The 20,572-nt window shown below is 66.5% G+C and carries 20 protein-coding genes and 2 pseudogenes; 5 read left to right on the top strand and 17 right to left on the bottom strand.

The features are described 5' to 3' along the window. Positions 1-227 precede the first annotated feature (227 nt). The 3 genes from ACIIOY_RS17435 to ACIIOY_RS17425 all read left to right on the top strand — a co-directional run bounded on the left by ACIIOY_RS17435 (position 228) and on the right by ACIIOY_RS17425 (position 1,685). Positions 228-398 (top strand): hypothetical protein, encoded by a 171-nt coding sequence (locus ACIIOY_RS17435; RefSeq protein ID WP_411035953.1) that lies wholly within the window; start codon positions 228-230, stop codon positions 396-398. 272 nt (positions 399-670) lie between these two features. Continuing rightward, positions 671-1,117: a MerR family transcriptional regulator gene (locus tag ACIIOY_RS17430; RefSeq protein WP_411035952.1), complete on the top strand. Its 447-nt coding sequence runs from the start codon at positions 671-673 to the stop codon at positions 1,115-1,117. Beyond that, positions 1,107-1,685 carry a PIN domain-containing protein gene (locus ACIIOY_RS17425; protein ID WP_411035951.1) on the top strand — a complete coding sequence of 193 codons (579 nt, stop codon included), beginning with the start codon at positions 1,107-1,109 and terminating at the stop codon, positions 1,683-1,685. Before ACIIOY_RS17430 ends, ACIIOY_RS17425 begins: the two co-directional genes overlap by 11 nt. A gap of 40 nt (positions 1,686-1,725) precedes the next feature. Here ACIIOY_RS17425 and scpB read toward each other — a convergent pair whose 3' ends face one another. The 5 genes and pseudogenes from scpB to ACIIOY_RS17400 all read right to left on the bottom strand — a co-directional run bounded on the left by scpB (position 1,726) and on the right by ACIIOY_RS17400 (position 5,757). Continuing rightward, positions 1,726-2,409, bottom strand: coding sequence for an SMC-Scp complex subunit ScpB (gene scpB, locus ACIIOY_RS17420; protein WP_411035950.1), 684 nt, complete (start codon positions 2,407-2,409; stop codon positions 1,726-1,728). A gap of 65 nt (positions 2,410-2,474) precedes the next feature. After that, positions 2,475-3,367, bottom strand: a pseudogene (locus ACIIOY_RS17415) (DUF1403 family protein); the annotation flags it as partial. A gap of 648 nt (positions 3,368-4,015) precedes the next feature. Then, complete coding sequence (locus ACIIOY_RS17410; protein WP_411035949.1) at positions 4,016-4,165, bottom strand: hypothetical protein; 150 nt, start codon at positions 4,163-4,165, stop codon at positions 4,016-4,018. Between the two features lie 125 nt (positions 4,166-4,290). Beyond that, on the bottom strand, positions 4,291-5,160 hold the full coding sequence (gene aguB / locus ACIIOY_RS17405) for an N-carbamoylputrescine amidase (RefSeq protein WP_411035948.1): 870 nt from the start codon (positions 5,158-5,160) through the stop codon (positions 4,291-4,293). Between the two features lie 162 nt (positions 5,161-5,322). Beyond that, positions 5,323-5,757, bottom strand: coding sequence for a hypothetical protein (locus tag ACIIOY_RS17400; protein WP_411035947.1), 435 nt, complete (start codon positions 5,755-5,757; stop codon positions 5,323-5,325). Between ACIIOY_RS17400 and ACIIOY_RS17395 the strand changes: the two genes are divergently transcribed. Continuing rightward, positions 5,757-5,996: a LuxR C-terminal-related transcriptional regulator gene (locus ACIIOY_RS17395; protein ID WP_411035946.1), complete on the top strand. Its 240-nt coding sequence runs from the start codon at positions 5,757-5,759 to the stop codon at positions 5,994-5,996. The genes ACIIOY_RS17400 and ACIIOY_RS17395 overlap by 1 nt on opposite strands. Here the strand turns inward: ACIIOY_RS17395 and ACIIOY_RS17390 are convergent. The 6 genes from ACIIOY_RS17390 to ACIIOY_RS17365 form a co-directional block, all read right to left on the bottom strand. Next, entirely contained in the window at positions 5,985-7,076 is a 1,092-nt protein-coding gene (locus ACIIOY_RS17390; RefSeq protein WP_411035945.1) for a polyamine ABC transporter substrate-binding protein, read from the bottom strand. The two genes, ACIIOY_RS17395 and ACIIOY_RS17390, sit on opposite strands and share 12 nt — an antisense overlap. 14 nt (positions 7,077-7,090) lie before the next feature. Next, complete coding sequence (gene aguA / locus ACIIOY_RS17385; protein WP_411035944.1) at positions 7,091-8,203, bottom strand: agmatine deiminase; 1,113 nt, start codon at positions 8,201-8,203, stop codon at positions 7,091-7,093. 87 nt (positions 8,204-8,290) lie between these two features. Next, the gene (locus ACIIOY_RS17380) at positions 8,291-10,021 is read right to left on the bottom strand and encodes an acetyl/propionyl/methylcrotonyl-CoA carboxylase subunit alpha (RefSeq protein ID WP_411035943.1); all 1,731 of its coding nucleotides are present in this window, start codon (positions 10,019-10,021) and stop codon (positions 8,291-8,293) included. Between the two features lie 10 nt (positions 10,022-10,031). Continuing rightward, positions 10,032-11,624, bottom strand: coding sequence for a 5-oxoprolinase subunit B/C family protein (locus tag ACIIOY_RS17375; protein ID WP_411035942.1), 1,593 nt, complete (start codon positions 11,622-11,624; stop codon positions 10,032-10,034). 19 nt (positions 11,625-11,643) lie between these two features. Continuing rightward, positions 11,644-12,411: a LamB/YcsF family protein gene (locus tag ACIIOY_RS17370; protein WP_411035941.1), complete on the bottom strand. Its 768-nt coding sequence runs from the start codon at positions 12,409-12,411 to the stop codon at positions 11,644-11,646. A gap of 16 nt (positions 12,412-12,427) precedes the next feature. Then, positions 12,428-13,690, bottom strand: coding sequence for an NRAMP family divalent metal transporter (locus tag ACIIOY_RS17365; protein WP_411035940.1), 1,263 nt, complete (start codon positions 13,688-13,690; stop codon positions 12,428-12,430). Between the two features lie 235 nt (positions 13,691-13,925). Between ACIIOY_RS17365 and ACIIOY_RS17360 the strand changes: the two genes are divergently transcribed. After that, positions 13,926-14,600 carry a GntR family transcriptional regulator gene (locus ACIIOY_RS17360; protein ID WP_411035939.1) on the top strand — a complete coding sequence of 225 codons (675 nt, stop codon included), beginning with the start codon at positions 13,926-13,928 and terminating at the stop codon, positions 14,598-14,600. A gap of 148 nt (positions 14,601-14,748) precedes the next feature. Here ACIIOY_RS17360 and ACIIOY_RS17355 read toward each other — a convergent pair. The 6 genes and pseudogenes from ACIIOY_RS17355 to ACIIOY_RS17330 all read right to left on the bottom strand — a co-directional run. Then, positions 14,749-15,369 (bottom strand): annotated as a pseudogene (locus tag ACIIOY_RS17355) (NAD(P)/FAD-dependent oxidoreductase); the annotation flags it as partial. Between the two features lie 56 nt (positions 15,370-15,425). Then, entirely contained in the window at positions 15,426-16,370 is a 945-nt protein-coding gene (locus ACIIOY_RS17350; protein ID WP_411035938.1) for a substrate-binding domain-containing protein, read from the bottom strand. 75 nt (positions 16,371-16,445) lie between these two features. Beyond that, complete coding sequence (locus tag ACIIOY_RS17345) at positions 16,446-16,757, bottom strand: MocE family 2Fe-2S type ferredoxin (RefSeq protein WP_411035937.1); 312 nt, start codon at positions 16,755-16,757, stop codon at positions 16,446-16,448. Next, positions 16,754-17,788, bottom strand: coding sequence for a sterol desaturase family protein (locus ACIIOY_RS17340; protein WP_411035936.1), 1,035 nt, complete (start codon positions 17,786-17,788; stop codon positions 16,754-16,756). Before ACIIOY_RS17340 ends, ACIIOY_RS17345 begins: the two co-directional genes overlap by 4 nt. 167 nt (positions 17,789-17,955) lie before the next feature. After that, positions 17,956-18,951, bottom strand: coding sequence for a LacI family DNA-binding transcriptional regulator (locus ACIIOY_RS17335; protein ID WP_411035935.1), 996 nt, complete (start codon positions 18,949-18,951; stop codon positions 17,956-17,958). Positions 18,952-19,012: 61 nt separating this feature from the next. Further along, a complete protein-coding gene (locus ACIIOY_RS17330; protein ID WP_411035934.1) occupies positions 19,013-20,548 on the bottom strand; it encodes an FGGY-family carbohydrate kinase in 1,536 nt (511 codons plus the stop codon). Between the last annotated feature and the right edge of the window lie 24 nt (positions 20,549-20,572).

Below are 20,572 nucleotides of genomic sequence, written 5' to 3'. Positions count from 1 at the left end.
CGCGCCGCATTGACCATCTGGTCTCGAAGAGGGTTGGGAACCATGGAAATTAGAGACGGACGCCCCTCGTTCTGGCGAGAACGCGTTGCCGCCTACGCCGACACAGTCGAGCAGTTGCGTGCGAAGGTGGGCGTGGCGCGTTCCGGCCGGTGGCATGTTGCGGTTGATCTCGGTGGATACACCGGGAGCGTGCGCGCAGGCATACGAGTTTTGGGGTGAGGTCGACCATGAAAAAGATCAAGCCGATCCGTCCCCTGAAGCCTATTAAGCCGCTGGACCGGATGCAGAATATGCAGACCCTTCGACCTCTCGGGGCGACTAAATGGATCAAGGCCCATTGGCGCTACGACTATAAGCGCGGCGCTTGGGATTGGGTTCTCGGACATTGGAGCAAATAGTGGGGCTGCTAGGCTCCTATTTTTTTTGCCTATGAGAGAGAGTGAACCGCCCGGAGATTGATTAGGTTGCGAAGCCAGGTGTCTTTGGTGGTTTCCCGCCAGAGGAGTGGCCATGGAGGGCGCGATCACATGAGTGCCACAAGCCGCCCGGCCACAAACGTCAATGACGATCTTGTTGACTAGCATCGCGGCCGGTGCAATCAACCCCGCGATGTTTCAGTTATTGCAGTTAAAGATCGTGTGCACTATATTGCGATCAAGGAGACATTACCATGGCCAGCCAGATCGTTCATTTCGCCGGATTGTCGGATCGCGACCGCAAAGCAGCCACGCCGTTACCGAAACTGGCCGCGGGCGACCGGCTGGAACTCCATGTTCGTCATGCAGGTGGCAAGGAGCAGACACTCTCGATACCGCCCTCGGCCGCCGCGGCAGTTGAAGCGCTTTTGGCGCATATGTTGCGTGGCGAGCGCGTCGCGGTGCTGGCTGAGGACCAGGAACTCAGCCCAACCGAAGCATCCGTCGTTCTTGGCATCTCCCGTCCTCTCGTCGTCTTGCGCATGGATCGGGGCGATTTGCCCTTCCGTTATGTGGGCAAGCATCGTCGCGCCCTCCTGAAAGACGTGCTCGCACTGAAATCCAAGCTCGACACCCGTCAGGCCGCGATGGATGCGCTTGCGGACGACACAGAGGACCTCATTCAAACCCATGGCCTCTAACCCGCCCGTCGCGGTCTATGATGCCTGCGTCCTCTACCCATTTCACCTGCGCAACGTCCTGATCCAGTGCGCCTTCGACGGTCTCGTCGAAGCACGCTGGACGGACAAGATTCATGATGAGTGGATCCGCAATCTCGCAGCCAACACGCCGGCGTTGCCCATCGAACGCCTGATCGCAACACGCCACAGGATGAAGGCAGTCTTGCCGGACGCGGACGTCACCAACTACCGCCACCTCATTCCGGAGCTCCACCTGCCCGACCCTGACGATCGGCATGTCTTGGCCGCCGCCATCGCCGGCAAAGCCGCGTATATCGTCACTTGGAACCTCAAGGACTTTCCGGCGAAGGATCTAGCCTCTCATGGCGTAACAAGCCAATCTCCGGATGATTTCCTCACCGACCTCCATGCGGCGTTTCCCAATGCGCTGATCTCCAGCGTCAAACGAGCCCGGCACAATCTCCGAAAGACGATGCCCTCGGTCGACACGTTTATCGATGGACTTCAACAAAGTGGCCTGAAGACTTTTCCGGCACTGCTTCGTCAGAATATCGGCGGGCTGATCTAATTGACAGGCGTCTACGGGCTCCCGTTACCCCAGTCATCAACTATCCTCCTCGCCCTCGGCCGCCCCGACGGATTCTTCCTGCATGCCTTTCCCGGCTGAGCAACCCGGCATCCTCGAGCGCCTCGATATCTGGCAGATCGCGCAGCGTCTGCATGCCGAAGGCGGTGAGGAACTGTTTCGTCGTGACATAGGTGTAGGGCGCGCCGGGGGTCGGGCTGCGCGGGCCGGAAGCGAGGAAGTTGGCGTTGCGCAGGCTGGCTATCGTGTCGCGGCTGACCTCCTTGCCAAAAATCTTCGACAGATCGCCGCGGGCGATCGGCTGGAAATACGCGATCGCCATCAGCACCATGGCCTCGAAGTCGGATAGCGCCGGCGCCGCACTCCGCGTCACCGCCTGAGACGCCCTAATCGAAACGGCGAAACGCGAACGCGTTCGGTGCTGCCAGCCGCCGGCGACAAAGACGATCTCATAGGGCCGGTCACGGAGTTCTTCCCGCAGGTCGTCGATTAGCAGGTCGATGCTGCAGTCCTTGCCGACGACACGCGCCAGCGTCTCGCGACTGACCGGCTCGGCCGCGGCAAAGATCACCGCCTCGACGCGCAGCATCCATTCCCGCCAGCGCAGCTCCGGCGGCAAATCCGCCAGTTCCCGATCCAGGAGGACTTCGTCCTCCGATGTCGATCTGCGGCCTCGCCGCGTGCTGGCAGTGTCCGGCTTACCCATCGTCACAGCCCATAGATTCGGAACGAGCTTCGGCCAGACAGTTCACGCACCGCACCAAACTGCTCCAGCCGGTCGAACAGCCGGGTCGCTGCCCAGCGCGAGAGATTGCTGCCGGGCGCCGAGGCTGCCAAGGCGTCTTCATTGAGCAGCGCTTGGATGACCGCCCCGGCGCCCTTCGTCCGGACCTTTGGCGCCGCGGTACCCAGCGTTTCAGCACGGCGGGCGATCTCACCGGCGGTGCGCAGGGCCGCGCCCGTTGCCTCGACTAGAGGGCAAGGCAGACGGCCCGGGCAAAGGCCGGCTCGCCCGGGCGCACACGGCCCCTGCCCCCCAACGTCTTGAAGGCCGAGCCATAGCGCTCGGCCATCAGCAGCGGCACGGCACAATCCCATTTCAGCAGCGCGGCGATCAGCAGGTCGGCCAGCATCCAGGCAAGCGGTTCGGCATCCGGCCGTACCGCATGGACGGCCGTGACTAGGTCCGCCGCGGCGAACGGCGCGGGACGGCCGGATTGCAGCGCATCGTCGGCATGGTCGACCGCCGCGGTGAGCCGATCGTCCCAGACAAGCCCCAACAGGTCGGCAAGCTCCGCCACCGCTTTCGAGGAAAAGGCGGGTTTTCGGGTGGAAAGCCTTTTGGTGGCCAAAAACACCTTTCCGGCCAGTCCCGGATCGTCGCCCGGCGCGGTCAGCAAAAGCGCATCCCGCAGCGCCGCCTCGTCCTCGCTGCGCCCCAGCAGCCGGACCGCAACGGCGGCGCATTTGAGGGCCTGGCGCGCGCGCCAGCAGCCGGCCCAGACCGGCGCGGCGCGAACGAGATCGTCGAGCGATTTCAAGGCGATGCCGGCGGCGAACGCCGCATCGGCCGCATCCGCCGCACCGCCGCGCGGCACGGCCCAGCCGGGCAGGGCGGCGGGGAGCACGGGGGAGGATGAAGGGGCCAGGGCGTGCGAATCCATGGCGGCCAGCCTATAGCAGATGTGCGGTTTTATCCATGCTTTTCCGCACCAACCGCACGGCCTGTCCACGGCATGAAACGACCGATAAGATTGCCTTATCGGATGTTCTGCTCTTTATGGAGAGAACGTCCGCTTTCGCCGCGCAGGAGCGCGAAAACCACGCCCGGCAAGGCGCTGCGCCGCCATACGGGCAAGCCCGGGGGATGGGCCGTTTGCCGGAAGCGCGATGCACGGGCGTCACGCGACCGGCCGGAATCCCGGTCCCCAACGCGCTATGCCGGCACAAAGCCAGTCTGCGGGGAAAAGCTTGATGTTTCCCTTACGGCTGCCGCCGGAAATACAAGGCTCATGCCCATCGCCGCCGCGGCATCAACGCCCCCTCCCCTTCCGGCACACCGGCAGGGTTCCCCCCCATGCCCCGTGCCTGTGGCGAAGCGGCACGCGGCCGGTCCGCGGCCTGCGGAACCGGGAGGTCTTCGGCCCATATGCCTGCGGCAGGGCTCGATCGCCGCCCGCAACGCGCTGCCGGGATGACATGGCGCACGGACAGGCCGCAAGAGTTTTCGAGGCGGTTTCGCCGTCGTCAGACGCCGACGCCGTGACACCGGGGAGAACCGGCGGGGCGCCCTGCGCCCTCCTTCCACAATTTCAAGCGCAATCGGTGAACGCAGCGTTCTTGCAGGCGGCCTTTTCAAGTCCGGCGCGATTGCCCATGTTGCGGGCAACATTCCCTTGCAACGGACGCACGGCGTCAAGGCAGACATCATGAAGAAAATCGGTTTCCTTTCCTTCGGCCACTGGACCCAGCCCCGCAATATTCCCTCGGCTCGAGGCTGGCGCAGTGGAAACGGGTCAGAAATCCCACGGAGAGACGAGATCGAGACCAGAGGAAATCCGATGAACCGGATTTCCTCTGGGACAGGTTACGACCCGTCCAGCGTCGCGAGATGGCCGTAGAGGTCCGGGCGGCGGTCGCGGAAGACGCCCCAGGAACGGCGCTGGTGGGCGATGGCGTCGAGGTCGAAGGTGGCCGTCAGCACGGTTTCGGTCGTCCGGTCGGCCTCCGCCACCTTGGCGCCGGTGGAATCGGCGATGAAGGACGAGCCGTAGAAGGTGATGCGCGTGCCGTTCCGCCCTTCCTCCGTGCCGATGCGGTTGGAGGCGACGACCGGCATCAGGTTGGCACCGGCATGGCCCTGCATCACGCGCTGCCAGTGGCCGCTGGAATCGAGGTCCGGATCATGCGGCTCGGAGCCGATGGCGGTGGGATAGAGCAGGATCTCGGCACCCTGGAGCGCCATGGAGCGCGCGGCTTCCGGGAACCACTGGTCCCAGCAGATGCCGACGCCGATGCGGCCGGCACGCGTCTCCCACACCTTGAAGCCCGTATCGCCCGGCGAGAAGTAGAACTTCTCCGTATAGCCCGGCCCGTCCGGCAGGTGGCTCTTGCGGTAGTTGCCGAGCACCCGCCCGTCGGCGTCGATCACCGCGAGGCTGTTGAAATAGGACTGGCCGGCCCGCTCGAAATAGCTGATCGGCAGCACGACGCCGAGCTCGGCCGCGAGCCCGGCAAAATGCGCGATCAGCGTGTTGCCCTCAAAGGGCCGGGCGAGCGCGAAGAAGTCGTGGATCTGGTCCTGGCAGAAATAGGGCGTGGCGAAGAGCTCCTGGATCAGCACCAGGCCCGCCCCCTTCTCCTTCGCCTGGCGGACAAGCCGCTCGGCCCGCCCGATATTGGCCTTCTCGTCCCAGGTGCAGGCCATCTGCGTGGCGGCGACCGTGACATTGCGCATTCTCAAGGCTCCTTGTTCCCGTTCCCCCGGCACAGGCCGGCTTGAATTCCCAGCCGCCCGGTCTATCCTGTCGCCATGCGACCGAACCTCACCTTCGAGCAGCTCCAGCGCTGGAGCAGCGGCATCACCGCTGCGGTGAGTGCCACGCTTCCGCATGAGATTTCAGCCCATTTCACGGCCGGGGCGCGCGACCTCATCGCCTCCGACCAAGTCTATATCGGCCTCTACCTGCGCGACAGCGCCTCCATCACCATATACGAGCGCGATCCCGACCACTGGAACCGCAACTACGATACCCGCAAGTACCGGCAGGATCCGTTCTTCCGCCTGTTCGCCGGCACCCGGCAGGATTTCCTGCTGCCGCTCTCCGCGCTCGACAGGGGCGACTTCCACACCAGCGCCTACTACCGCGATTTCTACGAACCCTCCGGCAGCTTCGACGAGATCACCGGCGTCTTCAATTTCGACCGCACCGCCGCCGGCTTCGTCACCTATCTGCGCCGCCGCGGCGCCCGCCCCTTCTGCGCGGAGGACGTGGCGCTCGCCGAGGCGACGGCGGATGCCACCCGCCTCGTGCTCGAACGGCTCTGGCGGCAATGGCGTCCCGAGGGCGAAAGCCGGCTGTCCCTCTCGCAGCTCAGCCAGCGCGAGCGCCAGATCCCGTCCTCCTCATCGAGGGCGGCTGCGCCAAGACCATCTCGCGTGCGCTTGCCATCTCCCCCGGCACCGTGCGCAACCACATCAAGACCGTCTACCGCAAGCTCGGCGTCCACTCCCAGGTCGAGCTGATGGCCGCCGCGCGGGACGGCGGCCTCTCCTGCCCCTCACTGGCCTGAGACGATCCGCGTCCACATCCGGTTCTGCAGGCGCAGCAGCTTCGCATCGCTCGTAACCACCACGAAGAGCTTGGCCTTCACCTCATCGGGCGGGAAGACGCCGGGGTCCTTCGCGACCGCCTGGTCCATCAGCGGCAGCGATTCCGGGATCGGATTGGCGTAGGACACGTAGCTCGAATTGGCCGCGGCGATCTCCGGTCGCATGTTGAAGTCGATCCAGGCGAGCGCGTTTTCCGGATGCGGCGCATCCTTCGGCACGGCCATCGTGTCGAAGTTGATCAGCGTGCCCTCCTTCGGGATGGAATAGGCGATGTCCAGCTTCTTCTCGCTTTCGGCCGCCCGGGCCTTCGCCTGAAGGATATCGCCCGACCAGCCGAGCACGACGCAGATGTCGCCGTTGGCCAGATCGTTGATATAGCGCGAGGAATGGAAGTAGCGGATGTGCGGGCGCACCTTCAGCAGCAGTTCCTCGACCCGGGCGATGTCGTCCGGGCTGGTGGAATGCGGGTCGATGCCGAGATAGTTCATCGCCATCGGGATGATCTCGGCCGGCGCGTCGATCATGGCGACGCCGCAATCGGCGAATTTCTCCACCACGGCGGGATCGAAGACCATGGCGAAGGAATCGACCGGCGCATCGGCCATGCGCTGCTTCACCGCCGCGATGTTGTAGCCGATGCCGTCCGTGACGGCCATGTAGGGCACGGCATGGACATTGTCCGGATCGGCGCCGGCGATCAGCGAAAACGCCTGCGGATCGAGTTTGCCGATATTGCCGAGCCTCGCCCTGTCGAGCGGCCTGTAGGCGCCTGCCTTCACCTGGTTTTTCAGGAACGGAAAGGCGGAGGGATAGACGACGTCGTAGCCCGAGCCGCCGGTCAGCATCTTCGTCTCCAGCACCTCGTTGCCGTCATAGACGTCGTAGACGACGCGGATGCCGGTCTCCTTCTCGAACTTTTCCGCAGTATCCGGCGCGATGTAATCCGACCAGTTGTAGACGTTGACGACCTTTTCCTCCTGCGCCCGCGCACCGCCCACGGCGGCAAGCAGGGCAAGGACCGAAACGAGCGAAGCACGCATGATCTTTCCTCTCCTCAGGCTTTCGTCCGGCCGGCATAGACCGGCAGCGTGATGCAGGCGACATTGCCGCCGCCGAGCAATATCTCGCGGGAGTTCCCGATGCCGACGATGCGGTGCTCCGGGAAAAGCTCCGCAAGCTTGGCCTTGGCGGCGCGGTCCAGCTTCTCGTCGTCGAACTGCGGCACGACGACGACGGAATTGCCGGGATAGTAGTTGATATAGGTGGCGGCGATGCGGTTGCCGGCCGGCCGCGACCAGGTCGAATCGACCCGGTCGACGCCCGCCGCCTCCTCCGCCGTCATCTCGATCGGGCGGGGATGGGTGATGCGGTGCACCTCCAGCGACCGGCCGCGCGCATCGCGGGCCGAGCGCAGCACCTCCTCCACCTCGCGCACGATCTCGTATTGCGGGTCGTCGCGGTCCTCCGTCCAGCTCATCGCCACCATGCCCGGCCGCACGAAGCAGCAGACGTCGTCGACATGGCCGTCCGTCTCATCGAAGCGGAAGCCGCGCGGCAGCCAGATCACATGCTCCAGCCCGAGGTAGTCGCAAAGCTGCTGCTCCACCGCCGCCTTGCCGAGATGGCCGTTGCGGTTGCGGTTCAGGAGGCATTGTTCCGTGGTGATCAGCGTGCCCTCGCCGTCGCATTGCAGGCCGCCGCCCTCGGCGATCAGCGTCGAGCGGTAGCGGTCCATGCGCTCGGTCTCCAGCACCTTGCGGGCGACGAGGTCGTCGAGGTTCCAGGGCGAATAAAGGCCGCCGTCGTTTCCGCCATAGGCGTTGAAGGTCCAGTCGACGCCGCGCACCTCGCCGCTGTCGTTGACGACGAAGTTCGGCCCGCTGTCGCGCAGCCAGGAATCGTCCGTCGACATCTCGACGAGCCGCACGCTCTCCGGCAGCATGGCGCGGGCGTTCAGCCATTGCCGGCGCGAGACGGCAACGGTGACCGGCTCGCTTTCGGAAATCGCCGCCGCCACCTCAGCGAAGAGCTTCTGCGCCGGCTTTGCGCCGAGCCGCCAGGTGTCCGGCCGCTCCGGCCAGATCAGCCAGCAGCCGGCCTTCGGCTCGAATTCGCCCGGCGCCCGGAAACCGTCCGCGCGGGGTGTGCTTGTCAGCGTGCGTACCATGTTCCGCCCTCGATGGATCCGGGCGGATTAAGGCAAGCGCAGCCCCGAAGGGTCAATGTCCCATTTGGGATAGGCGGCGCCGTCCTGTCAGTCCTCGAACACCATCAGCGCATCGCCCGCCAGGACATAATCGCCTTCCGCCACGCGCAGGCGCAGGCGGCCCGCCCTCGGAGCGAGGACCTGCGTTTCCATCTTCATCGCTTCCATCACCGCCACAAGTTCGCCCTCGGCGACACTTGCGCCGTCAGCGATCTTGAAGGCCTGCAGCGTGCCGGAAACCGGCGCTGCCACGGCATCCTCGGCCGCCTTGCCCGGCGCGCCGCCGGCAATCGCCGCGCCCTGCCCGACCGCGCCGAGGCCGGCGAGAAGCAGGCTTGGCAGCGCGAGCGCGACGCGCCTGCCGTCGATTTCGAGATGGGTGCGGACCAGCGACGGATCGTCGGCCGGCTCCGGCCGCGCCGCGGCCTCCGGCATGGCGGCGAAATCCGTCTCGATCCAGCGCGTATGCACCTTGAAGCCGTCGGTTCCGATGAAGTCCGCGGTGTCGACCGCCGCGCGATGGAACGGCAGGACCGTCGCCACCCCCTCGATGCGGAACTCGCGCAGCGCGCGGCGGGCGCGGCAGAGGGCCTCCTCGCGCGTCGCGCCGGTGACGATGAGCTTGGCCATCAAGGAATCGAAGACGCCCGGCACGGCGGAACCGCCGACGACGCCGCTGTCGAGGCGCACGCCGGGGCCGGAGGGCGGGTCGAAGACGGTGATCGTGCCCGGCGTCGGCAGGAAGCCGCGGCCGGGATCCTCTGCGTTGATGCGGAACTCGATGGAATGGCCGCGCGGCTCGGGCGTTTCGGTGATGCGGAGCGGCTTGCCCTCGGCAACGCGGAACTGCTCGATGACGAGGTCGACGCCGGTGGTCTCCTCCGTGACCGGATGCTCGACCTGGAGGCGGGTGTTCACCTCGAGGAAGGAGATCGTGCCGTCGACGCCGAGCAGGAATTCCACCGTGCCGGCGCCGGAATAGCCGGCCGCGGCGCAGATCGCCCTGGCGGCGGCGTGGATCCGCTCGCGCTGGTCCTGCGAGAGGAAGGGCGCGGGCGCCTCCTCGATGAGCTTCTGGTTGCGGCGCTGCGCCGAGCAGTCGCGGGTGCCGAGCACGAGCACGTTGCCGTGCTTGTCCGCGATGACCTGCGCCTCGATGTGACGCGGCCTGTCGAGGAAGCGTTCGAGGAAACATTCGCCGCGGCCGAAGGCGGCCGTCGCCTCGCGCACGGCGGATTCGTAGAGGTCGGCGACCTCCTCCATCCTCCAGGCCACCTTGAGGCCGCGCCCGCCGCCGCCATGCGCCGCCTTGATGGCCACCGGCAGGCCGTGCTGCCCGGCAAAGGCGATGACCTCCGACGCCGACGAAACGGGACCATCGCTGCCGGCGACGAGCGGCGCGCCGACGCCCTGCGCGATGCGCCGTGCCTCCACCTTGTCGCCGAGCGCCTCGATCACCTCCGGGTCGGGGCCGATCCAGACGAGGCCGGCGTCCAGCACGGCCCTTGCGAACTCCGACCGCTCGGAGAGGAAGCCGTAACCCGGATGCACCGCGTCCGCGCCGGAACGCTTTGCGACGGCGATCAGCTTTTCGATGTCGAGATAGGTTTCCGCCGGCCGCACGCCCCCCAGTCCGTAGGCCTCGTCGGCGAGGCGCACGAACAGCGCGTCCGCATCCGGATCGGCATAGACGGCGACCGACCGGAGGCCATAGTCGCGGCAGGCGCGCACGATGCGCACGGCAATCTCGCCACGATTGGCAATCAGCACTTTCTTCATGGCATGGCTCCTATCGGGCCGCGGCGATCTCGGCGAAGGGGCCGATCGGGCGGAAACGGATTCTTGCGTTGACGGGGATCTGGCCGGCGAGGTCGAGATGGTGCTCGGCGACCGCGCCGATGACGGGATAGCCGCCGGTCAGCGGGTGGTCGGCGAGGAAGAGCACCGGCTGGCCGCTGTGCGGCACCTGGATCGCGCCCGTCGCGGTGCCCTCGCTCGGCAGCTCGGCGCTGTCCCTGCGCTCCAGCGGAACCGCGCCGGCAAGGCGGATGCCGACACGGCTCGATTGCGGCGTCACCTGCCAGAGCTGACCCGTCAGCGTCTCGACGCCTTTCTGCGTGAACCAGTCCGTGCGCGGGCCGAGCACCACGTCGAGCGTCACGACATCGTCCTTCGACGGCGGTTCGAAAGCGGCGATCTCGTCGGTGGAAACGCTCGCAAGCCCGTCCCTCCGGCCGTTGAGCGCAAGCACGGTTCCGGCCGTCACCGGTTCGGGGCCGACGACGGCCAGCGTATCGGTCGCCGCGCTGCCGAGGACCGGCGCAACCTCGAAGCCGCCGCGCACGGCGAGATAGGAGCGCATGCCCCGTTCCGGATGCCCGATCGTCACGACGTCGCCCGGCTCCAGCGAAACCGGCCGCCAGACCTCGAATTCCCGGTTGCGCCCGGCGGCATCGCGCACCGTCACGGGACAGGGCGCGCCGGCAAGGCCGATCACGGCACGGACATTGCTCTCGAAAGAAAAGCCACCCAGCGTGAGTTCAAGGCAGGGCGTATTGGCCGGATTGCCGACGATGCGGTTGGCGGCATTGAAGGCGCCGCGGTCGAGCGCGCCGGACGCGGACACCCCCTGCCCCGTCTGGCCGAAGCGGCCGAGATCCTGGAAGACGGCAGGCACGGGCGACGCCAGCACCTTGAAGTGCGGCGCATCGGCCGCAATGGTGCGGTCCGCGCGCGCGACGGGTTCGGGAAAGCTGACGGTCCTGCCGGTCTTGTCCATGTCGAAGAAGCGGACGCGATAGCCCGGCTGGAAGAGCGCGCCGGGATCGCGGTCGATGTCCCACATCCTGACCGGCGTCGTGCCGATGATCTGCCAGCCGCCGGGGCTTGCCTGCGGATAGACGCCGCTGAAGGCGCCGGCGAGCGCCACGGAACCGGCGGGGATGCGGGTGCGCGGGCTCTCGCGGCGTGGCACGTGCAGCGCCGGATCGCCGCCGACGAGATAGCCGAAGCCCGGTGCGAAGCCGCAGAAAGCGACGGTGAACTCGCTTTCCGTGTGGCGGCGGACGACCTCTTCGACGCTGAGGCCGGTCAGTTCAGCGACGTCGGCAAGGTCCTCCCCGTCGTAGCGCACCGGGATTTCCACCAGATGCTCCGACGGCGCGACCTTCGCCGACAGGTCGCGCGTGGCGATCTGCGCCGTGAGCTCCGCCGACGTCACCTTTTCCGGGCGGAAGCGGATCATCAGCGTGCGGGCGGCTGGCACCATCTCCTCGATGCCGTCGACGGGCTCCGCCTGCAGCGACGCGAAGAGGGCGAGCGTCTCGTCGAGATCGGCGAGCTCGACGAGGATCGTGGTCAGGCTGACGGGAAGGAAACGCATCGGGGCCTCGCGCGGGGGTTCAGGATTGGCCGGCGAAGGAGCGGATGGCGATGCCTTCCGCCTCGAAGCGGCGGCGGATCTCCTGCGCGATCGAAACCGCGCCGGGGCTGTCGCCGTGCACGCAGATCGACTGCGCCTCGATGCGGATCGTGCTGCCGTCGATGGCCTCCAGCGTGCCCTCGCGGGCAAGCTGCACCATGCGGTCGGCAATCTTCGCCTCGTCGTGCAGGACGGAACCGGCTTCGCGGCGCGAAACGAGCTCGCCTTTCGGCGAGTACGCCCGGTCGGCGAAGGCCTCCGCGACGACGGCAAGGCCGGCGCGGCGCGCAAGGTCGAGGATCGGCGCATTGGCAAGTCCCATCAGCACCAGCGAAGGATCGACGGCCTTGATGCCGTCGATCACCGCCTGGCCCTGCCTGGCGTCATGGGCGATACGGTTGTAGAGCGCGCCGTGCGGCTTGACGTAGCGCACCGTCGTGCCGGCGGCGGCGGCGACGCCTTTGATCGCGCCGATCTGGTAGATCACGTCGGCGATCAGTTCTTCCGGGGTGGCGTCCAGGTCGCGGCGGCCGAAGCCCACACGGTCCGGATAGGAGACATGGGCGCCGACGACGACGCCGTTCGCGGCCGCCGCCTTCACCGTGCGGTAGATGCCGGCCGGGTCGCCCGCATGGAAGCCGCAGGCGATGTTGGCGGAGGAGACGATGGCGAGCATCGCCGCATCGTCGCCCATGCGCCAGGCACCGTAGCTTTCACCGAGATCGCTGTTGAGATCGATCGCAACCATACGTTCCTCCCTCTTCCTAGCCGAGCAGGCCGAAGATCGCGCCGGCCGACTTGTAGCCCATATACCATGTGAGCGCGCAGGTCAGGGCGCCGAGCGCAAGCAGCCAGCGCGGATAGTGGTAGCCGCCCATCAGGTCGGCACGCTTCCAAGCCGCATAGAGGAAGATGCTGAGGCCGATCGGCAGGATGAGGCCGTTGAGGCCGCCGACGAAGACCAGCATGGCGGCCGGCGGCGTGGTGATCAGCAGATAGGCGGCCAGCGAGATGGCGATGAAGGCGACCGTGGCCAGATTTCGGGCATGCTCGCTGATGTCCTGCTTGAAGACCGTAATGAAGGAAATCGAGGTATAGGCCGCCCCGATGACGCTCGTGATGGCGGCGGCCCAGAAGATGATGCCGAAGAGACGCAGGCCGAAGTCGCCGGCTGCCGTCTGGAAGGCCTGTGCAGCCGGATTTGCCGCCTGGCTGGCCGTATCGATGACGACACCGCTCGCAACGACGCCGAGGATGGCGAGAAAGAGGACATAACGCATCAGCCCTGTCACGGCGATGCCGGTCAGCGCAGCGCGGGTGACGGCCGGCAGATGCTCCTCGCCGACCATGCCGCGATCGAGCAGGCGGTGTGCGCCGGAATAGGTGATGTAGCCACCGACCGTGCCGCCGACGATGGTCGTGATGGTGGCGAAATCCACAGTGTCGGGCAGAACGGTCTGGAACAGGGCGTCTCCGACTGGCGGGCCTGAGACGATCGCCACGTAGAACGTCAGCGCGATCATCAGGATGCCGGCGAAGATGATGAAGCGGTCAACGGCAAGACCGGCGCGCTTCGACAGAAAGATGCCGATCGAAAAGACGGCGCTGATCGCCCCGCCGATCTTCGGGTCGAGGCCAAAGATGGCATTGAGGCCGAGGCCCGTGCCGCCGATATTGCCTATGTTGAAGAATAGGCCGCCGACGATCACAAGAATGGCAAGCAGGTAACCGGAACCCGGAATGGCTGCGTTGGCGACATCGGACGCACGCATGCGCGTCAACGTGACGATGCGCCAGATATTCAACTGCACCACGAAGTCGATGAGGATGGAGGCGAGGATGCCGAAGGCGAAGGCGGCGCCGAGCTTGGTCGTGAAGGTCGCGGTCTGGGTGATGAAACCGGGGCCGATGGCGCTGGTCGCCATCAGGAAGATCGCGGCGACGAGCGCCGAGCGACGGGACTTTACGGTATGGATACCCTGCGCGACCACGTTCGGGCCGGCAGGCATGGCTGCATGCTGTTCCATGAGATTTCTCCGCTCTCATTCACCCGCCCCTCGCGGGTGCTGCATGGCTAAATGATGCCTTGCTACACAAAAATGTCAATATTGTTCAACAATATTTCCATATCGTTCCTTATTTCTGCCTTTTTACCAACCACATAGCGCCGCATTGACCGCAATTTTCACCTCCATTGCCCCCGCATTCATGCTAAGGGCAGCCGAAGGATGCCCGACGGACGGGCCTGGCCGGGAGGACGGAATGACGGACGACGGAAATGGCCTGCCGCTTGCGGACCGGCTGGCGCGGCACATCCGCACGCTGCTGATTTCGGGGGAACTCGCCCCCGGCCAGCGCCTGTCCGAGGCCGCCTTCAGCGAGCGCTTCGACGTCTCCCGCAATTCGCTGCGCGAGGCCTTCCGCCTGCTGACCAAGGACGGGCTGCTGCGCCACGAGGCCAATCGCGGCGTCTTCGTCGCCGTGCCCACGATGGCCTCGATCATCGACATCTACCGCGTGCGGCGCATGCTGGAATGCGGCGCCCTCCGCCAGGCGTGGCAGCAGCACCCGGCCATCCGGGTGATGCGCGAGGCGGTAGCGATGGCGCGGCGCCAGCGTGAGAAAGGCGACTGGGTCGGCGTCGGCAGCGCCAACATGATCTTCCATGCCGCCGTCATCGACCTTTCCGACAGCGTGCGGCTCAACGAATTCTACGAGCGGATCTCGGCGGAGCTGCGCCTCTGCTTCGGGCTCCTGAACGACCCCGAGCACCTGCATTCGCCCTTCGTCGACATGAACGACACCATCGTGACCTTGCTGGAGGAGAACAAGCCCCACGAGGCGGCGGCACAGATGGAGACCTACCTCAATCTCGCCGAACGCACGATGCTGAAGGCGCTCGAGCGGGCGTCGGCCGACGGGACCGCTTCGGCCTGATCGGCCCGTTCATCCGGCGCCGCGCCCTCAGGCTTCGCCGGTCGCGTCCCACAGCGCGCGCCGGTTCGTGTGGTGCGCGCTGATGCCGTCGAACCCGCCCCTGCGATCATCGCGACGTTTTCCCCAAGACTGCGTTCGTGGCCGTCCGTGTGATCCCGGCGATGCCCTGCCCCAGGTGGAAGTGCACGCCTTCCCGCAGATGCCGGGCATGCAGCTTCTCCGCAAGGCGCGGCGGAACCGCTCGCCCGAGCGGCCTTCGTGCCGCCTCGACGACGCTGACGGCAACGCCTTTGCCGCGCAGCACCGCCGCAAGCTCCATGCCGATCAGCCCGCCGCCGACGATCACGGCCCTTCGGCCGGCCTCCGCGCGGGAAAAGACCGCTTGCGCATCGGCAAAGGTACGCAAATCCAGGGCTCGTTCGGCGCCGGGACAAGCCAGGCGTCGCGGCCGGGCGCCCGTCGCAAGAAGCAGTTTGTCATAGGGGAGCGTCCGCCCGTCGCTGAGGAGTATGAAGCGACGGGCGGCGTCGACCTGCAATGCCGAGACGCCCGGAAGATAGCCGATACCGGCAGCCTCCAGCGCCTCGCCCGTGCAGATCGCTTTCATCCGGACGGCACCGTCCAGCGGCTTGGAGAGCGGCGGGCGCTCGTAAGGCAGGTGCGGTTCCGTGCCGACCAGCGTTACAGGTCCGGAAAACCCCGCTTCGCGCACCGCGAAGGCCGCACGGGTGCCGGCCTCTCCCGCACCGATGATGACGATCCCGTTCATGGGCTCTCCTTGGAAAGGACGGCCGGCACGCACGAGGGCGCGCCGGCCCGGGAGGATCAGTTGCGGCGGGAGTAGTCGGCCATGTTCTGCGGCGTGACGAGCTCGAAGGGCACCCAGACCTCCCGTTCGACGGCTTGGCCGCGCGTGAGCGCCACTGCGGCGTCCACCGCGCTCGCCGACTGCCCCTTCGCATTCTGGAATACGGTCGCGTCGAGATCGCCCGCCGCCATCGCAGCAAGGCCGTCCTGCGTGGCGTCGATGCCGATGATGATCACGTCGTCCATCGACACGCCCGCCGCCTTCAGCGCCTGGATGGCGCCGATCGCCATCTCGTCATTGTTGGCGAAGACCACGTCGATCGGCTGGCCGGCGGTGATCCAGTTCGTCGTCAGGTCCATCGCATTGGTCCGCGCCCAGGCGCCGGACTGCTCGTCGGCGATCGTCACGCCCCTGCAATCGCCGGCCGCCAAGGTTTCCTTGAACGAGGTGGTGCGGTCGCGCGAGGCCTGATGGGCGAGATCGCCCATCAGGATATAGACCTGCGCATCGCTCGCCTTGCCTTTCTCCTTCAAGAGCGAACAGGCAGCTTCCGCGCCCAACTGCCCGGAATCCGTTTCCTTCGAGCCCACATAGGCCTGCTTCTCCGGCAGCTTGTAGAGATTTTCCGGCTCGAGGTTGAGGTAGACCAGCGGAATGCCGGCCTTCGCGGCCGCTTCGCTGATGCCGGGCGCCGCGGACGTATCCGTCAGCGTCATGATGATCGCGTCGACACCGGCCGCAATGAAGTTGTTCACCTGGTTGAGCTGCTTGGAGATGTCGGTCTGCGCATCCTCGATCTGCACGTTGACGCCGTTCACCTCGGACGCCCTTGCGCCGATGCCTTCACGCAGCAAGGTCTGGAAGTTGTTGTCGAAACTCTGCATGGAGACGCCGATCGTCTCCGCCAGGGCAGCACTGCCCATCGAGGCAGCCAGAATGGCCGCCAGATACGCCGATTTCATATTATCCTCCCAATGGGTGCCGGATCACCCGATCGCACTCCGGAGGCCCGACGGGCCCGATCCATCGTGCGCGGCCTAGCCGATGGCCACGCGGACTTCTCCGTCGATTACTTCGGCCGGATAGGTCTTCAGGTTCTCGCATGCGGGAAGCCGGAGGGCCTCGCCGGTGCGATAGTCGAAGGCACCGGAATGCTTGGGACACTCCACCTCGAAATCCATGACGAGGCCATCGGCGAGATGGATCGCCTCGTGGGTGCAGAGGCCGGCGGTGCAGTAGACGCTGTCGTCCGGCCCGCGGTAGATCGCGTAGGTGCGTCCCCCATGGTCGAAGCGGACGGCGCCCTCCTGCTCGATCTCTTCGAACCTGCAGGCGGCAATCCAGGTCATTCGGCCGCTCCCCTCACTTCGGAGCGGGCCTTGCGGGCGGCGAGCTTTTCCTTGCGCCGGCGATAGCGCTCCTGCATGCGGGCCTCGCCCTCCGGGGAGCCGTCGTGCCAGGTGCCGAACCACTTGTCGAGCGGGATCAGGGCATCGCCGTAGTTCACCTCGAAATACTTGTGGTGCAGGTAATGCGCATAGGCGTGGCTATCGACCAGCTTGTCCTCGCCGACCTCCACCTTGTCGAAGCCGACATGGCCGGGAATCGCGCCGAAGCCCGCATAGTGGAGCTGGTAGAGCATGAGGATCGGGTTGGACGGCAGGACAAGGTGATAGAAGGCCGTACCGAGATAGAGGAAATGCTCGACCGGATGCATCGACAGCGACGACCAGGGCGACGGGTTCACCGAATTGTGGTGAACCGAATGCACCCACTTGTAGAGGAACGGCGTGTGGATGAGCCGGTGGATGCAGAAGAAGTGGAATTCGTGGATGATGGGAACGACGAGGGCGACGAGCGCCAGCGTCCACGGGTTTTCCGCAAAGCTCAGCCAGGGCGCATAACCGTTGGCATAGGCCCAGAGCATGACGACCTCGATGCCGGTCCAGATGGTCACGCCGGACAGGAACGTGCGCAGCATGTTGTCGACGTTCTGGCTGTCGAACCAGAAGACGCTGTTCTTCTGGTCGGCCGGGAACTTGCCGTTGTACTTGAAGCGGTTTTCCTGCCGCTTCAGCACGTAGAGATGAAGCTCGAACGCGCCGTAGAAGAGGAAGACGCAGACCGCGTTCACCGCATAGAGCCAGAGCGCCCAGCCGATCTCCAGCGTCCGCATCGTCTCGACGGACGGAACCGCCCAGGCCCAGTAAGCCACGGCGGAGGCCGCGAAGATCGCGTTCCAGGGGAAGAAATAATGCGGCAGCCATTTCAGGATCGCCATCAGCTTCGGCGGGAAGACGAACAACGGTGCGGTTTCCACCGGCTTGTTCGGCGTCCAGTCGCCGCGCTTGTTGCGCGTCCCGTATTTCAGATCGTCCATTGCGCTCTCCTCCGGGCTTTTGCCCGCACGACCCGACCGTCACGATGATAGGAGAGCGCGCGATGCGCCTTGCCCGTGCCGTTCCCCACGGAACGCCGGCTCTCCTCCTGACTTGAAAAATATCAGGTACGAGGCCGCGCGCCGAAGGCTTCCTTGATCAAATCAGATCAAAGCCCCTCGGCGGTGATGGTGATGAAGCGTATCGGATTGCGGTCCGGCTCGATCTCCGTGAGCCCGACGCGGCGAAGGACGAGATCGAGGGCACGCTGGGCCTGCGCCTCCGGCGCCTGGTCCAGCACCACGTCCATGATCCCCTCGCTGAGGGCCACCCTCGTATAGTCCGTCAGCTCGTGCCCGACGTAGAGGATCTCCCGCCCTCGCGGATGGCGCCGCAGCACGCCGATCAGCGCCGAATTGGCGCCGCCCGCATTGTAGAGGCCGACGAGGTTCGGGTATTTCTCGAGCGCGATGGCGAGCGTCTCCGCGCTGAAGTGCTCCTCGTCGCGGCTGAAGCCGAGCCATTCGAAGGCGATGGGGCCGGGATGGTCGAGAAAATAGTTGGAAAAGCCGCGGATACGGTCGCGATGCACCTGGTAGATGGGATGGCAGAGGGCGACCGCCGGCCCTTCGGCCCGCGCCATGCGCGCGATGAAATAAGCCGCCGTCCGGCCTGCGGCATAGTTGTCGATCCCGACGAACTCCCCCCTGGAGGCGCGGGTGACGACGTGGACGACCGGCACGCCGCGCGCGACCACCTCCTCCACCGCGGCGCTGATCAGCGGACTGTTGGGCACCGCGAGGATCAGGCCGGCTCGGGGGGGTTCGGTGGAGAGGATGCGTCTTGCGATCTCCTCCGGCTTCATCTCCTCGGCGAAGCTGCGGTGAACGACGACGAGCGGATCGAGCGTCGCGGTGATCCGCTCGAAGGCCTTGGAAAGCCGCCGGTAGAACGTCGTCTCGGGGCGCACCATCAGCACCTCGATGCGCAGCAGGCCGCGATGGGTATCGGGCAGCGTGCGCGGATATTTCAGGCTGCGCGCGGCGATCACCACCTTTGCGACCAGTTCCGGCCGCACGCCGCCGCGTCCGTTCAGCACCCGTTCGACCGTGGCCGTCCCCACGCCGGCATGGCGGGCGATGTCCCGATAGTTCGGCTTGCTCACGTCGCGGCTTCCTCGAATGGCTTGGGCAGGGTCGAATCCGAACCTAGCCCAACGCCGCGCCTTATGCCCGCTCCAAAACGGCCTCCGCCGCCTTTTCCGCCGCCGAAAGGCGCCGCCAGAGCGGCGTCATGGCCTCGGTGATCTCCCGGTAGAGCGCGTAGCGGCGGCTGTAGTGCGCCGCGAGCGCGCCGTTCGGCCGATAGTGGCGGTCGACCCGCACCATGGCATCCGCTCCTTCGGAGAAATCGGCGAAGAGGCCGACGCCGGTCCCGGCCGCGATCGCTGCGCCGAGCGCGCCCGTCTCCCGCGAAACCGCGACGGAGACCGGCACGCCGAGAACGTCGGCGAAGATCTGCGGCCAGAGCCGGCTGCGCGCGCCGCCGCCGGACAGGGCCGCCTCCTCGAAGGCGGCGCCGGCCTTGCGGATCGTCTCGACATGCTGGCGATGGCCGAAGGCGACACCCTCGAGCAGGGCGCGGACCAGATGCCCCTTGGTGTGCCAGCCGGCAATGCCATAGAAGCCGGCGCGCGCATGGCCGTCCTGCTGGGCGCCGTAGAGATAGGGGTGATAGAGCGGATCGTCCCCGGCAGGCTCGACGGCGGCGGCAAGCGCGCAGCAGGCGTCGAACGGCGAGACATCCGCCGCATGGCCGCCGTCGAAGAATTCCCGCACCAGCCATTCGAGATTGGCGGCCGACGTGGCGCTGTTTTCCATCGCCATGTAACGGGTGCGGTCGAAGGTCGAGGACATGAAGACCGGGCCGTCGAGATCGGGGCCGTCGATGATCACCTGGTTGATGCTCCAGGTGCCGGCGATGATCGAGGCGCTGCCGGTGCGCGAGACGCCGGAGCCGAGCGCCGAGGCGACGACGTCGAAGAGGCCGCCGACCACCGGCGTGCCGGCGGCAAGCCCGGTCTCCCGCGCCACCGCCTCCGTCACCCGCCCGGCGATGTCGGCGCTTTCGATGAGCGGCGGCAGCAGATCCATGCAATCGCCGAGGCCATAGGCCTCCATCAGCGTCCTGTCGTAGCGGCGGGCGGCGAGATCGAGCAGGCCGGCGCCGGACATGTCCGACACCTCGCTGGCGCGCTGGCCCGTCAGCCGATTGACGACGAAGTCTTTCGAGAAGAACACCGTGCCGATGCGCTTGAACACCTCCGGCCGGTGGCGCTTCAGCCAGGCGAGCAGCGTCGGCGTCTGGGAGGGCCAGGGGCGCTGGCGGCCGATGGGATAGGTCCGGTCGCCCACGCCCTCGGCGGCCCACGCCTCGACGAGATCGGTCGCGCGCGTGTCGAGGGACTGGATGCCGAGCAGCGGCTCGCCGTCCCTGTCGAGCGCATAAAGGCCGTTGCCATGGCCGGCGCAGCCGATCGCGGCGATGTCGCCCGCCGCGATGCCCGCCTTGTCGAGGCAGGCGCGGATGACGCGCTTGGCATTGGCCCACAGCTCGCCGAGATCGCGCTCGACATGGCCGGGGCACGGCATGCGGCTCAGCCCCTCCTCCCCCGCATGCGCAAGCTCCCGGCCCGTACGGTCGAAGATCACCGCCTTGATGACGGTGTTGCCGGCGTCGAGCCCCAACAGATAATCCCGCATCTGGAACCCCTCCCAAGGTTCGCC

The organism is Shinella agrisoli (assembly GCF_046557955.1).
GTDB lineage: Bacteria > Pseudomonadota > Alphaproteobacteria > Rhizobiales > Rhizobiaceae > Shinella.
This window is presented reverse-complemented; position numbering and strand designations above follow the sequence as displayed.

Excerpts from the sequence above, each read along its gene's own strand:
- ACIIOY_RS17435 (WP_411035953.1), top strand. The coding sequence starts at position 228 with ATGAAAAAGATCAAGCCGATCCGTCCCCTGAAGCCTATTAAGCCGCTG.
- ACIIOY_RS17430 (WP_411035952.1), top strand. The coding sequence starts at position 671 with ATGGCCAGCCAGATCGTTCATTTCGCCGGATTGTCGGATCGCGACCGC.
- ACIIOY_RS17425 (WP_411035951.1), top strand. The coding sequence starts at position 1,107 with ATGGCCTCTAACCCGCCCGTCGCGGTCTATGATGCCTGCGTCCTCTAC.
- scpB (WP_411035950.1), bottom strand. The coding sequence starts at position 2,409 with ATGGGTAAGCCGGACACTGCCAGCACGCGGCGAGGCCGCAGATCGACA.
- aguB (WP_411035948.1), bottom strand. The coding sequence starts at position 5,160 with ATGCGCAATGTCACGGTCGCCGCCACGCAGATGGCCTGCACCTGGGAC.
- ACIIOY_RS17395 (WP_411035946.1), top strand. The coding sequence starts at position 5,757 with ATGGCGTCCCGAGGGCGAAAGCCGGCTGTCCCTCTCGCAGCTCAGCCA.
- ACIIOY_RS17390 (WP_411035945.1), bottom strand. The coding sequence starts at position 7,076 with ATGCGTGCTTCGCTCGTTTCGGTCCTTGCCCTGCTTGCCGCCGTGGGC.
- aguA (WP_411035944.1), bottom strand. The coding sequence starts at position 8,203 with ATGGTACGCACGCTGACAAGCACACCCCGCGCGGACGGTTTCCGGGCG.
- ACIIOY_RS17380 (WP_411035943.1), bottom strand. The coding sequence starts at position 10,021 with ATGAAGAAAGTGCTGATTGCCAATCGTGGCGAGATTGCCGTGCGCATC.
- ACIIOY_RS17375 (WP_411035942.1), bottom strand. The coding sequence starts at position 11,624 with ATGCGTTTCCTTCCCGTCAGCCTGACCACGATCCTCGTCGAGCTCGCC.
- ACIIOY_RS17370 (WP_411035941.1), bottom strand. The coding sequence starts at position 12,411 with ATGGTTGCGATCGATCTCAACAGCGATCTCGGTGAAAGCTACGGTGCC.
- ACIIOY_RS17365 (WP_411035940.1), bottom strand. The coding sequence starts at position 13,690 with ATGGAACAGCATGCAGCCATGCCTGCCGGCCCGAACGTGGTCGCGCAG.
- ACIIOY_RS17360 (WP_411035939.1), top strand. The coding sequence starts at position 13,926 with ATGACGGACGACGGAAATGGCCTGCCGCTTGCGGACCGGCTGGCGCGG.
- ACIIOY_RS17350 (WP_411035938.1), bottom strand. The coding sequence starts at position 16,370 with ATGAAATCGGCGTATCTGGCGGCCATTCTGGCTGCCTCGATGGGCAGT.
- ACIIOY_RS17345 (WP_411035937.1), bottom strand. The coding sequence starts at position 16,757 with ATGACCTGGATTGCCGCCTGCAGGTTCGAAGAGATCGAGCAGGAGGGC.
- ACIIOY_RS17340 (WP_411035936.1), bottom strand. The coding sequence starts at position 17,788 with ATGGACGATCTGAAATACGGGACGCGCAACAAGCGCGGCGACTGGACG.
- ACIIOY_RS17330 (WP_411035934.1), bottom strand. The coding sequence starts at position 20,548 with ATGCGGGATTATCTGTTGGGGCTCGACGCCGGCAACACCGTCATCAAG.